Source organism: Gimesia alba, from assembly GCF_007744675.1.
In the GTDB taxonomy this organism is placed as follows: Bacteria; Planctomycetota; Planctomycetia; order Planctomycetales; family Planctomycetaceae; genus Gimesia; species Gimesia alba.
In genome coordinates, this window is record NZ_CP036269.1 from 6,211,445 (window position 1) to 6,224,368 (window position 12,924).

General features: G+C 51.2%; 9 protein-coding genes. 4 read left to right on the top strand and 5 right to left on the bottom strand.

The genetic code is table 11. The annotated features are described in order from the left end of the window. The first annotated feature begins 505 nt into the window (after positions 1 to 505). Positions 506 to 1,636 carry a leucine-rich repeat domain-containing protein gene (locus Pan241w_RS23015; RefSeq protein ID WP_145220358.1) on the top strand — a complete coding sequence of 377 codons (1,131 nt, stop codon included), beginning with the start codon at positions 506 to 508 and terminating at the stop codon, positions 1,634 to 1,636. Between the two features lie 61 nt (positions 1,637 to 1,697). Here Pan241w_RS23015 and Pan241w_RS23020 read toward each other — a convergent pair whose 3' ends face one another. Next, entirely contained in the window at positions 1,698 to 3,005 is a 1,308-nt protein-coding gene (locus Pan241w_RS23020; protein ID WP_145220360.1) for a Gfo/Idh/MocA family protein, read from the bottom strand. 74 nt (positions 3,006 to 3,079) lie between these two features. Here Pan241w_RS23020 and Pan241w_RS29935 point away from each other — a divergent pair, with 74 nt between their 5' ends. Then, positions 3,080 to 3,208: a hypothetical protein gene (locus Pan241w_RS29935; RefSeq protein ID WP_261344258.1), complete on the top strand. Its 129-nt coding sequence runs from the start codon at positions 3,080 to 3,082 to the stop codon at positions 3,206 to 3,208. 135 nt (positions 3,209 to 3,343) lie between these two features. Here the strand turns inward: Pan241w_RS29935 and Pan241w_RS23025 are convergent, their stop codons facing one another. Then, positions 3,344 to 5,113 carry an arylsulfatase gene (locus Pan241w_RS23025; RefSeq protein ID WP_145220362.1) on the bottom strand — a complete coding sequence of 590 codons (1,770 nt, stop codon included), beginning with the start codon at positions 5,111 to 5,113 and terminating at the stop codon, positions 3,344 to 3,346. Between the two features lie 206 nt (positions 5,114 to 5,319). On the opposite strand from Pan241w_RS23025, the gene Pan241w_RS23030 reads away from it, so the two are divergent. Continuing rightward, a complete protein-coding gene (locus tag Pan241w_RS23030; protein ID WP_145220363.1) occupies positions 5,320 to 6,864 on the top strand; it encodes a sulfatase family protein in 1,545 nt (514 codons plus the stop codon). Positions 6,865 to 6,925: 61 nt separating this feature from the next. Next, on the top strand, positions 6,926 to 7,786 hold the full coding sequence (locus Pan241w_RS23035; RefSeq protein WP_145220366.1) for an alpha/beta hydrolase: 861 nt from the start codon (positions 6,926 to 6,928) through the stop codon (positions 7,784 to 7,786). Positions 7,787 to 7,789: 3 nt separating this feature from the next. On the opposite strand, the gene Pan241w_RS23040 is transcribed toward Pan241w_RS23035, so the two are convergent. From Pan241w_RS23040 to Pan241w_RS23050, 3 genes are all read right to left on the bottom strand, one after another. Continuing rightward, a complete protein-coding gene (locus tag Pan241w_RS23040) occupies positions 7,790 to 10,144 on the bottom strand; it encodes a heavy metal translocating P-type ATPase (protein ID WP_145220368.1) in 2,355 nt (784 codons plus the stop codon). A gap of 31 nt (positions 10,145 to 10,175) precedes the next feature. Continuing rightward, positions 10,176 to 10,448, bottom strand: a complete 273-nt coding sequence (locus Pan241w_RS23045; RefSeq protein WP_145220370.1) for a 2TM domain-containing protein — start codon at positions 10,446 to 10,448, stop codon at positions 10,176 to 10,178. Between the two features lie 260 nt (positions 10,449 to 10,708). Continuing rightward, positions 10,709 to 12,781 (bottom strand): thioredoxin-like domain-containing protein, encoded by a 2,073-nt coding sequence (locus Pan241w_RS23050; RefSeq protein WP_145220372.1) that lies wholly within the window; start codon positions 12,779 to 12,781, stop codon positions 10,709 to 10,711. Positions 12,782 to 12,924 lie beyond the last annotated feature (143 nt).

Genomic DNA, 12,924 nt, shown 5'->3' on the forward strand with positions numbered 1-12,924 from the left:
GGAGGGATTACTCCTAATTAGACGCTGTATGGGTACATCTTAAAAGCGATTCAGGTCACTTAAAAGCGATTCAGGTCACTTAAGGGAATCCCATACTGTTCATAGAGAACCCTCATTTGAGGTCCCCCACCACTTTTGAGCCAACTTGGCAAGAGCACTCTTCCTGGGGGGAATTTATGATTCTGCTGCTGGAACTCTCCAGAGAAAACTGATGGCGATTGATCTGGTGACAGATCAATCGCTTTCTGTTTTCGTGAAGTCAGAACCGCCTTCGAGCAATTACCACATGCTGACTACTGAATCAATCGATGTGATATTCAAATAATTCACCCGGGTCGCCTGAGTTCGTGTTTCCTGTGACAGAATGATTCAGCGCGGTCTTTTAGAGGGCAATTCCTCAAAATATGGAATTGAGTCGCCAGCATCGGTTTTGAGCCTATTCTGCAAACGGTATGCTTAGAGAAGAATGAAACTCGTTGCTACTTATGATTTTAAGGAAACTGCTATGAAACTGTTTCGGGAACCTCTGATTCTCGTTTTGCTGCTCTCATTTTTTGTCGGTTGTGCTTCGGAAAAGCCGGCAGAAAAGCAAACCAGTTCGGAAAAGACACCTGAGGAAACGAAACCCCAGGCAACGGCGAAAGCATCTGTTCCGGAAGCAGAAGTTCAATTGGCAGAATCATTAAAAGGACTGGGAGCCAAACTGAAACAGGATAAAGACGGCTATGTCATCGAAGTCGATTTCCGGAGTGTGAAAATCGATGATGCAGCCCTTAAAGATATCGCCGGTCTATCACGCCTGCGATCGCTGCTCTTAAATGAAACAGCGATTACCGACGCTGCTCTGGAACCGGTTGGAAAAGTCGCCACCCTGCAAAATCTGGATTTGCGCAACTGCTCATTAAATAATAAAGCGATCTCGTATCTGACGGGTCTTGCGAAGCTCAAAGCACTGCGGCTCTCCGGTAATTCCGATATCGACGACGATGCGATGGCGGATATCAATCAACTGACAAACCTCAAAGCGTTAATGCTCGATTTCCTCTGGGTCAGCGGCGATGGGATTTCTCAATTGAAAGATCTGAACAATCTGGAAGAGCTTTATCTGGCCAAGACACTCGTCGATGACGAAGGGCTGGCCTCGTTAAGCCAGTTTCCCAAGCTGAAGAAAACACGTCTCTCACAGAATCAGATTTCTGACGAGGGATTGAAAGCACTGACTAAAATTCCACAACTCGAAGAACTGGACCTCAGTGAAAACAGCTTGCTGTCTGATACAGGCATGAAGCATCTCTCCGGCCTGGGTGAGTTGAAGAAGCTCAACCTGTGGCGCGTCGGTCTGACCGATGCCGGCGTGGAACCATTACAGGGCTTAACAAAGCTGGAGTGGCTCAATCTGGACAATACACGTCTAACGAATGCCGGCCTCAAATACCTGAAAGATATGCAGCAACTGGAGTTCCTGCACCTGGGCTCGACCGCCGTCTCCGACGCCGGTTTGCCTGATCTGGAAGGCCTGACGAGTCTCAAAGATCTGAAACTGACGCGCACCGCGGTCACGGAAAAAGGTGTTGCAGAGCTGAAAAAGAAGCTACCCAATACAGAAATTCAACTGAAGTACATCGAAGGCCAATAAAAAAAGCCCGGCTCTCTCAACAGTGAGGAGCCGGGCTTTTCTGTTTCACTTCTGTGCTTTACTAAGCCACTTCCCAGCCGTCACGGTACTCTTTCGAGATGTACTGGTCGGCTGTGGGACAGTTAGTGGCTTTCAGATTCGCAGCATCCCATTCCAGGGGTGACTTCGAACGGTAGGCCACATTGCCCAGCAAGACGGCTTCGGTCAACGCTCCTGAGTAATCAAAGTTGCAGGTGGTTGGTGAACCATCTTTGCAGGCCTTGATCCACTCAGCGTGATGGCCGATCGATTTGGGAATCGATTGCTCGGGTGGCGTGAAGTTGGCAAACTTTTCCTTCGGGAACAGTTTGTAGCTGCCGTAATTGGCAAACATAGTGCCTTCCGTTCCCACGAACATCACACCACTGCCGGGAACGCGCTGGCCGGCGACTTTCTTGGGAATCATGTTCCCGTCGTACCAGGTCAGTTTGACCGGAACCAGATCGCCCCGTTTGGGGAACTGATACCGTACAGTCAAACCGTGCGGACAGGCTTCCGGATGCACTTCCGGACCTTCTGCTTCACAGTGTGTGGGATGACGCAGATCCAACGCCCAGAACGGCAGATCCATATAATGGCACGCCATATCACCCAATGTTCCCTGACCGAACTGCCACCAGCGACGCCATTGCGCGGGATGATAACGACCCGCGGCGTAAGGCCGAACCGGTGCAGGGCCAAGCCACAGATCCCAGTTCAAATTCTTGGGAGGTTCCTGAGTCTTTGCGGGCAGGTCGTCGCCTCCCCAGCCTTTTCCAACCCAGACATGAACTTCATTGACATCACCCAGCACACCAGACTGAACGATTTCCACGACACGACGGTAATTGTCGCCGGCGTGAATCTGAGTTCCCAACTGAGTCGCAACGCCTTGCTTTTTCGCTTCCTCTGCAATGATGCGTGCTTCCTGAACGGTATGCGTCAGTGGTTTTTCACAGTACACATGCAGCCCTTTACGAATCGCACGAATCGACGCCGGGGCGTGATGATGGTCGGTCGTTCCAATCACGACGGCATCAATTTTTCCATCTTCGCTTTCCAGCATCTCGCGGTAATCAGCATAACGACGAGCCCCCGGGAAATTCGCTCCGGCACGATCAAGATAATTGCTGTCGACATCGACGAGTGCGACGATATTTTCACCTTTCACTCCTTCCACATCTGCCGCAGCGCGGTTGGCCGTTCCGATACAGGCAATGTTCAATTTTCCATTGGCAGACTTGGAAGCAGCAGGAGCAAAGCCGGTCCAGATCCCGGTAGAGATTGCGGCTGCACCGGCAGTCGTCGATTTAAGAAACTCACGTCGGCTGAAATTTGAATTCTGTTGCATTAATCAGTCCTATAAAAAGAGGCAGGCCGACGGAAGCATCGGCAAGTGGGAGTGATCCTGGGGTTATTGTTTCATTGAACTTGAGTCGGACGGGTCTGGCACGGCGGCTACCTTGTACTTCCTACGTCTCCACTTCCATTCTGCTGGATGTTTGTGAAGAAGAAGCAGAAAAACCAGCGGCCACCAAACTTGCCCGCCCCTAACTTAATGTTCCTTATTTATGGTAATTTGAATCGACACCATTGACCATTCCAGATCAGGTAAGTTTTGTACTTTCTTCCAGAAAGAATCAGATCTGTACAGATGCCGGATGTTGTACGGAAACAGAAATCAGCGTCCTATTTGTTTTTCGTAAGATAAACCATCATCGGCCCTCGCTCGATGCTGCCTTCAGCCACTTTCACATCGACGGTCTGTTTCCCCTGATGCAGGGAGACATTTTTGAAGACGTATTCTGACTGGTCTGCGGGAACCTTCGCCTGGAACTGATCATCTCCCAGCTGAACCGTCAATTCAGTCGTGACCCGATCTTCCTGTTTCTGAAATTGAACTTTAATGTCGTACGAACCCGCTTGCTCCACGGTCACCAGCCAATTGCCGCGTGCATCACGCGTCCAGCCCTTCCCCTTAGGACCTGAATACCGCCAGTCCTGACGCGTCAATACGGTGGTCGGCTCTTTGGGATTGCCCACATGAATTCGTGGTGGTGCGTAATTATCGGGTCGCGTCGAACTGACGTCGGCAAACCAGTTGTTATATTGACGCGTCAACTTCTTTGCCAGCTTCGCTTTTTTGTCGGCAAGATCTTTACTCTCCGCCGGATCTTTCGTCAGGTCAAACAGTTTGCCCGGTTCGTTCTCTTTTGAAAATGTCATCTTATAATTTTGTGTGACCACCGCGGCGTTGGTGCGTGGCGTCGGTTCATCGCCGCGATGCCATTGCAGAAACAGCGCGCGTTCCGGCCAGCTCTCTGCCTGATTCTTTAATAACGGCAGGACATTCACGCCATCCAGTTTCAAAGCCTCTGGCTTGTCGACGCCTGTCGCAGCCAGAATCGTTGGAAAGACATCATAGTGGGCAGCGATCCGATTGTTGACGGTGCCTGCTTTGAGTTGTGCGGGCCAGTGTGCCAGCAGGACAGACCGAATCCCGCCTTCGTTCACACGTCCCTTCATGCCACGATGAGCGCCTACAAACCGAGGGCCATTAGGGCCATTATCATTCAGAAACAGAACCAGCGTATTGTCATAGGCGCCGATTTTTTTCAAATGCTGAAACAGTTTTCCGATATTCTGATCAATGTTCTCAATCATCGAAAAGATGCGAGAGGTATTGTCAAACAGCTTCTCGTTCTTTCGCCTTTTGTTCAAGTCAAAACCGTAGGCATCATTCAGATCCATGGCTTTATATTTTTGACGCAAATCTTCCGGCACATCATGAAAGGGGCCATGCGGCGCGTTGGTGGCGAGATAAATAAACGTGGGTTTGTCCAGTGCTTCATTTTGTTCGATGAATTTCATCGCGTGATCAAAATAAATATCGGTGCAATAACCTTTCATCTGCTTTTGTTCGCCATTGTGAAACAGAACTGGGTCCGTATATTTGCCGACCCCTTCCGGTGGATCACTGGGCTGCCCGATGCCGCCGCCTCGATGCACAAGCACTTCCTGAAACCCCTGATCCTGAGGTCGCATCGGATAGGAATCGCCCAGATGCCATTTTCCGAAAATCCCGGTCTTATAGCCGGCGGGTGCTAAGACTTCTGCAATCGTAGTCTCTTCCGGTTCCATCATCGCCCGGCCAATGTAAGTATCGATGGCACGCGTGCGATAGTTATAGCGGCCCGTCATCAGATTGGCGCGCGTTGGAGTACAAACGGGACTCACATAAAATCGACTCAAGCGAGCCCCTCCTGCCGCCATGGCGTCCAGGTTGGGCGTATTCAGATGCTTGTTTCCCATGAAACCATAATCCCAGCCCCCCTGATCGTCGGTCATGATCAGAATCACGTTGGTATGTTTGGCGGCATTGGCATCCGCGGCCAGATGGCAGAAGGTCAGTGAAACGAGAAGGTAACTCAGCAGGCAGATTGATTTGCAGAATGTCATGTTGTCTGATCCAGAGGCAAGGATGGAAACGAGGGAATACGAGAATAAATGGTGAATCTCAGGATCATCGGGATTCCATGATTTAAAACCCCCGATCCGGCATGCTATAATCTCAGTCTATGCTTTTGGCGAGGCTACTGCAAACAGATTGATGAGCCGATGACCAAAAGGTAATAACTTCTTTCCCCGAAAACATGAGCCTCGTCATGCCATCTACGCGCTTCAACTGTCTGATCCTGTACAGCATTGCTCTATTCCTGGCTCCCCTGCCCGCTCTGCAGGCAGCCGAGCAGCAACCCAATATTTTATACATCATGTCAGACGACCACGCCGCGCATGCCATTGGTGCCTATGGAAGCCGTCTGGCTGCGGTTAATCCGACACCCACGTTGGATCGTCTGGCCAGCGAAGGGATGTTGCTCAAGAATGTCTTCTGCACTAATTCCATCTGTACGCCCAGCCGAGCCACGTTGATGACGGGACAGTACTCGCACGTGAATGGTGTCACAACACTCAATGGCGCGATTGGCCCTGAACAGCAGCATCTGGCGCGACTCATGAAGTCCGCCGGTTATGAAACAGCCATGGTGGGTAAATGGCATCTCAAAAAAGAGCCGGCTGCGTTTGACTTTTATACAGTGCTCCCCGGACAGGGAAGTTATTTCAATCCCGTGTTCCGCGTACGTGGTCCTAAACCCTGGCCGAAAAATGAATTTCGCGTCAGCCGGTATGACTCCAAACATTCCTCCGACGCGATCACGGACATTTCACTGAAGTGGCTCAAAAATCGAAATCAGAAAAACAAACCGTTCTTTCTGATGCATCACTTCAAGGCTCCCCATGACAACTTTGAAAATGCAGAACGCTACGACTGGCTGTATCAGGATGTAACCATCCCGGAACCCGAATCGCTCTGGCAGCGCAAAAATCATGGTCCGTTAAACAAGGCTCTCTATGGTACATCGGTCGGGCAGCGCAACCAGCGACGCAACATGGGCCATCACATGTTTGTAGACCCGGGACTTTCGAGTGAGGAATATACTCGTGAAGCGTATCAGCGTTATCTGAAAAAGTTTCTGCGTTGTGTCCGTGGCGTCGACGACAATGTGAAACGGCTGCTGGAGCATCTGGAAGAAACGGGCGAACTCGATAACACCATCATCGTCTACACGGCCGATCAGGGTTTCATGCTGGGCGAACACGACTACATCGATAAACGCTGGATGTATGAAGAATCGCTGCGGATGCCGTTCATTGTTCGTTATCCGAAATGGATCAAAGCCAATTCGAAAGACGAAACCATCATCAACAATGTCAACTTTGCTCCGACCTTGCTCGATATGGCGGGAGTCAAGAAACCGGAATTCATGCAGGGACGCTCTTTTTTACCCATTCTGAAAGGAGAAGGAACTCCCGCCGACTGGCCTGAGGCAACGTACTATCGCTACTGGATGCATATGGCCCATCACGATAATCCCGCTCATTATGGCATCCGGACGAAAGACTATAAGTTAATCTTTTTCTACGGGCTTCCGCTGGATGCGCCGGGTGCCGTGAAACCCCCTACGCCTCCGCACTGGGAACTTTACGACTTGCAGAAAGATCCCCACGAAATGCAAAACGTCATCGCCGATCCCGCTTATGCGCCCGTTGTGAAGAAACTGAAACAGCAGTTAAAACAGCTCAAACAACAGGTGGGTGACACCGACGAACGCTATCCGGAATTGAAAGCACGCCTGAACGCGTCATAAATATATTCACAATTTCAAAACACGACATCAGAGAGTTCAACATACCACAAGAGGGACAATCATGAGACAACGTCTGGTTCAATTCACTGTTTTATTATTTGTAGGTTTGAGTTTCACATTCCAGGCAGTGAAAGCCGTGGAGCCAGATCAAGACTATAAAACCATTTCAGATATTTCGTATTACGCGTCCGAAACGCCCGATCAAACCGAGTATCAACGCGAACGATGTAAGCTCGATTTGTATTACCCGACATCGATTCAAAACTATCCGACCGTGGTCTGGTTTCATGGCGGCGGATTAAAGGGGGGCAAAAAAAGTATCCCCAAGGAATTGAAACAGAAGGGCATCGCAATCGTCGCTGTGAATTATCGACTGTTTCCCAAAGCAAAAAAACCGGCGTACCTGGAAGATGCAGCGGCTGCCGTCGCCTGGACATTCCAACATATCGCCGAATATGGCGGCGACCCGAATCTGATTTTTGTCGCAGGCCATTCGGCCGGCGGCTATCTGACCAGCATGATCGGCCTCGATCGACGCTGGCTGGCACCCTATAAAATTGATCCGAATCAGATCGCCGGACTGATTCCTTACAGCGGGCACTGCATCACGCACATGACGGTCCGTGAAGAAATGGGTATCAAACGGGATCAGCCGATTATTGACGACATGGCCCCGCTGTTCCATGCCCGGAAAGATGCGCCGCCGATCCTGTTGATAACCGGAGATCGCAAATTGGAATTTCCGACACGCTATGAAGAAAACGCCTACATGCACAGTCTGCTGAATGTCGTGGGACACGAGCAGGTCCAGCTATTCGAGCTGGACGGTTTCACGCACGGAAACATGGTGAAACCGGGGCATTTCCTGTTACTGGACGAAATCAAGCGGATTGTGAAGGCGAAAAACAAAGCCGATAAGTAATCATCACGACTGCGTTCTGAGCCTGAGTGCATTGCTGATCACGGAGATCGAACTGAAGCTCATCGCCGCCGCTGCGATCATCGGGCTTAAGAGCGCGTGGATACCAAAGAAAGGCACCAGGATCCCGGCTGCGATCGGAATCCCCAGTGCATTATAGCCAAACGCAAACAACAGATTTTGATGGATGTTGCGCATGACCAGTCGACTCAAATAAATCGAGTCGGCGACACCTCTTAAGTCCCCTTTCACCAGAGTCACTTCGGCACTTTCGATGGCGACATCGGTACCCGTCCCCATCGCGATTCCCACATCGGCTTCTGCGAGTGCGGGCGCATCGTTGATGCCGTCACCAGCCATTGCCACTTTATGCCCGGCTGCACGCAGGTCTTTGACCTTCTGATATTTATCCTGCGGCTTCACACCCGCTTCGACTTCATCAATGTTGAGCGACTGTGCGACCGCGTTGGCGGTTTTCTCGTTGTCCCCTGTCAGCATCACGATCTGGAGCCCGAGTTCATGCAGTTTCTCAATCGCGTGTGGCGTCGTCTCCTTGACCGGATCAGAGACAGACAGCAGTCCCGCCAACGTTCCATCAACAGCAACAAAGATCACCCCCTGCCCCTGTTCGCGGAGTGTATTGGCCTGCGTCATCAATTCGTCGTTGATGGTGACAGACTGCTCGTTCAGAAAAGCCGCACTACCAATCAGGACCGTCTTTTGATTCACGGTGCCTGTCACACCCGCGCCGGTAATTGAATCGAAGTCTTGCACGTCAGACAGACTCAATTCCCGGTCTTTCGCCGCGACCACCACAGCCTGTGAGAGGGGATGCTCGCTATGCTGTTCGACGGAAGCCGCCAGTTGCAGGAGTTCGTTTTCACTCAGCGTGCCAGCCGTGATGCATTCGGTCAGTCTGGGTTTCCCTTCAGTCAGTGTCCCTGTTTTGTCGACGATCAGCGTATCGACTTTTTCCAGTGTCTCGAGCACTTCGGCATTTTTAATCAGAATGCCGCTTTTGGCGCCGCGTCCGACGCCCACCATGATCGACATCGGCGTCGCCAGACCCAGCGCACAAGGACAGGCGATAATCAGTACCGCCACCGCATTGATTAACGCATACGCGAATCGGGGTTCGGGCCCCAGCCAGCTCCAGAGGATAAAGGTGATCACAGACGTCAGTAGAACCGCGGGAACGAATCGAGCCGCGATAGTATCCACCACGCGCTGAATCGGGGCACGGCTTCGCTGCGCACTGGAAACCATTTGAATGATCTGTGATAACAAGGTATCGCCGCCCACTTTCTGTGCTTCCATCAGGAACGAGCCCGTCTGATTCACAGTACCACCAATCACTTCGTCACCCTGCATTTTGGCAACCGGTACGGGTTCTCCGGTAATCATCGACTCATCGATCAGACTCTTCCCTTCCTGAACGATTCCATCGACGGGAATCTTTTCTCCCGGACGCACGCGCAGCAGATTGCCCGCCTGCACTTCTTCCAGTGGAATCTCCCGCTCTTCACCATGTTCGACCAGATGCGCTGTGGGAGGTGCCAGTGCCAGCAGTTCCTGGATCGCACTGTTGGTTCGTTTCCGCGCCCGTAACTCCAGCATCTGCCCTAATAAGACGAGCACGGTAATCACCACCGTCGCCTCAAAATAGAGTTCGACTGTCCCCTCGTGACGGAATGATTCCGGAAAGATGCCGGGAAAGATGAGTGCGATGATACTGTAGATATAGGCGGTTCCGGTGCCGATACCAATCAGTGTGAACATATTGAGGTTCATACTGAGAATCGAACGATACGCGCGTTCGTACAAAGGCCATCCCGCCCATAACACAACGGGAGTACTGAGCAGGAATTGAATCCAGCCTGAAACGGTAATGGGAATCCATTGATGAATCGGGAGTCCCGTCATCGGCAGCATCGCCAGCAGAAAGACCGGTAAGCCCAAAGCCAGCCCTCCCCAGAAGCGGCGGGCCATCTGTTCGTATTCGGCGACCTCCTCAGGCGACTCCTCTTTTTGAGGCATGATCGGTTCGAGATCCATGCCACAAATCGGACAACTGCCGGGGCCGACCTGCTCAATCTCGGGATGCATCGGACAGGAATAGATGGTACCCTCCGGCGCCGGGGCCTCTGCTTTTTTCTGTTCGTGATGCCCTGTATGACCGCCGCCTTCATGGTGACAGCACGCTGCTTTCGGTTCCGGCGGTGTTTCTTCTTCCGCATGTTGTGCCAGAAATTTGTCGCGGCATCCCTGGCTACAGAAATACCAGGTTTGATTGTCAACGGTTTCCTGCAGCGCTGTGGACTCGTCAACTTCCATGTGGCAAATCGGATCAATGGCGGTCATGCTTACCCTGCTTCCTACTGAGTATTCAACGTTACTGATCGAGCTTCTCTTGCTCTTTCTCAATCATCTTTTCTTTCCAGTTCACTGCACTACCGGAACTGAAAGCCTTGAAAGCGTGAAACGCCAGCCCGATCCCCCAACCTCCCAGAGGCCAGATAAACCAGTATTTCTCAGGTGAGCGCGTCAGGTTTAATGTAATCAGACCGGCATTCACCGCCACGTACACGCCGGCATGAATCATAAAACCGATTTTTTTCTCGACCCGACTTTTGGCCTGTTCATAGTTTTTATCTTTGTTTGCCATAGCTCATCCTCCTGTCAGCATCATGATTTTATACCGCAGTCTGTTGTAAAAAAACAGCTCAGTTTATTCTTTGAACTCCCCCGCACTCTCTGAAATGCAAGTGCCATGCCAACAGGATGAGAAGCAACCAGCCTGCTCGAATCCTGTAGTTCTGAAACGAAAATGATGCGAACGTGCCGATGATCTAGAAAAAAACGGTTGCTGATCAGTCTTTTTGAAAGATCAGCAACCGTTGGTTATTTCCATTGTTAAACTGGGATTCATTCTTTTGAGAGATCCAACGGTAACGAAATCTCGGTCGTCTTGCTCCCTGCAGCAGTCTGAATGGGAATACTCCAATGAGCAGAATGTTGTTTGCATAATCCGCCCACACCGTCGCGACAGTAGCCGAATCTCAGATTGAGTGTGTAAGCTCCTGAAGGATCTTTTAAGGCGGGCAGTTCCAGAACCAGTTGATTTCCCGACACGGTCCCCTTGCCTTTGACGGATGCCTGATTCGTGTCCGATTTAAAGGAAAACTTCACTGGTGCCAGTGGCGAGAGTTTATACTCAGCCGGCAGCTTGGGCGTGACTGTAATTTTGAAAGGTTTGCCTGATGCGACAGTTTGAGCAGAGACCGCGAGTGCATTTTTAGCGGGTGCAAAACTGTCATCTGCCTTTTTCGGTAAGCTGGGGGGCGCTAAACCCTGCACTTTGAATTCGCTGACCTTGTTATCGTCCAGGTTCACGACACAGATCCGATGATTGTTCGTATCAGCGACAAACAATCGATTGCCCACAAGCGCCAGACCTGACGGTTCGGAGAACTCGGCCGGGTTCAGTGCAGCACCATCTTTACCGGTTCCCAGGAAAGATTTGACCTCGTTCGTTTTGAGATTAATGGTTTTCAGTTTGTGGTTGTAGGTATCCGCGACAAATAGACGACCTTTGTCAAACAGAACCCCCAGCGGATGCTGTAAACGTGCCTGATCGCCAATGCCGTCTTTATCACCGAATTCAAACAGAGAGCGTCCCCGTTCAAGATCGGACGTGCCTGCGACCGTGGTCACATTCTTTTTCTTGGTGTCAACTTTACGTACCGCTGAGCCTTCACTGTCCACGACGTAAAAGACATCGCCGTCAACGGTGATATCAGAGGTTTGAGCGAACGCCGACGTATCCAACGGACCGTTGGTGATATCTTCCCGTCCCGAGCCGGCGTAGACGCTGATGTCATCGCTGCCCAATTTATGCTGCCAGATCTGGTGCGGCCCTGCCATGCAGATATAAAGCACGCCATTAATCTCAGCGAGTGCCCAGGGACTGTTGAGCGCGGATTCTCTGAGCTTGCCGCCCGGCGAACGATAACGGGCCTGCTCGCCGGTGCCTGCGAGTGTTGCCACCTGTTTTTTATCGAGATCCACGGTGCGGATCATATGGTTTTCGGTGTCCGCCACATACAGCGTGTTGCCGACCAGCGCCATGCCTTGCGGATGATCAAAGGACGCCGTTTTGTAATCGCCGTCCTGTTTGCCAATCTGACCGGAGCCGATGACGTCGATCAGTTTTCCATCGAGCGAGGTGATCACAATGCGATTGTGATTGCTATCGGAAATAAACAGCCGCTGGTTGGGGGCGTCGGCGAGCAGCTTGCCGGGAAACTTCAAAGGCGTTGGTTTCAGCTTGGCTGCTTCCAGTTCGAAATGCACGGGGGTTTCATCGAGGGTACCTTTCGCTCGATGATAGGCAATCACCCGTTCCAGAACTTGATCGAGCACTTCGCGATTTCCTTCTCCGGATATATGCCCACAGTAATTTCCTTCGGGATCAATCAACACCATCGAAGGCCAGGCCCGCACGCCGTACTTGCGCCAGACTGTCATATTGGAATCGTTGATGACCGGATGTTTGATTTCGTAGCGCTGAATCGCCCGGCGGATGTTATCGGTCTCTTTTTCATTGTCAAACTTGGCAGAATGACAGCCAATTACAACCAGTTCATTCGGGTACTTTGCTTCCAGATACGCCAGATCGGGGAGCACGTGCATGCAGTTGATACAACAGTAAGTCCAGAAATCGATCAGAACCACTTTGCCCCGCAAGTCCTTGAGTGTGATCTCCCCCGATGTGTTCAACCATTCTGTCCCGCCATCCAGGCTGGGTGCCTTGGGACGATTCGGAAACGGGTTTTTCACAGCCAGTTCTTTGTCCTGATCTGCCTGCTTCGTCTCTTTAGCAGGTGTTTTATCATCCGCGAACACAGATGAGGTCTGGAATAGATTGCCGGCAAAAAGAAATGCGATGATTGCAATATAGAAGTAGATTCGATTCAGAAAAGCTCGCTTTCCCGGCATGCCTGATTCTCCCTGTCTTGGTTGGCGACTTAAGGTAGGTTCACGTTTGAGATTCGATGACTCTGAAAGAGCACTCTTCTATTGTAGGCGCCCTCGATTTGAGGGGAACAGTTCAGGGTCGAAAATTCACCAGACGAATCAAG

Bases quoted from the DNA above. Each gene is read 5' to 3' on its own strand.
- Pan241w_RS23050 (WP_145220372.1), bottom strand. From the start codon at position 12,781: ATGCCGGGAAAGCGAGCTTTTCTGAATCGAATCTACTTCTATATTGCA.
- Pan241w_RS23025 (WP_145220362.1), bottom strand. From the start codon at position 5,113: ATGACATTCTGCAAATCAATCTGCCTGCTGAGTTACCTTCTCGTTTCA.
- Pan241w_RS23040 (WP_145220368.1), bottom strand. From the start codon at position 10,144: ATGACCGCCATTGATCCGATTTGCCACATGGAAGTTGACGAGTCCACA.
- Pan241w_RS23035 (WP_145220366.1), top strand. From the start codon at position 6,926: ATGAGACAACGTCTGGTTCAATTCACTGTTTTATTATTTGTAGGTTTG.
- Pan241w_RS23015 (WP_145220358.1), top strand. From the start codon at position 506: ATGAAACTGTTTCGGGAACCTCTGATTCTCGTTTTGCTGCTCTCATTT.
- Pan241w_RS23045 (WP_145220370.1), bottom strand. From the start codon at position 10,448: ATGGCAAACAAAGATAAAAACTATGAACAGGCCAAAAGTCGGGTCGAG.
- Pan241w_RS23030 (WP_145220363.1), top strand. From the start codon at position 5,320: ATGCCATCTACGCGCTTCAACTGTCTGATCCTGTACAGCATTGCTCTA.
- Pan241w_RS23020 (WP_145220360.1), bottom strand. From the start codon at position 3,005: ATGCAACAGAATTCAAATTTCAGCCGACGTGAGTTTCTTAAATCGACG.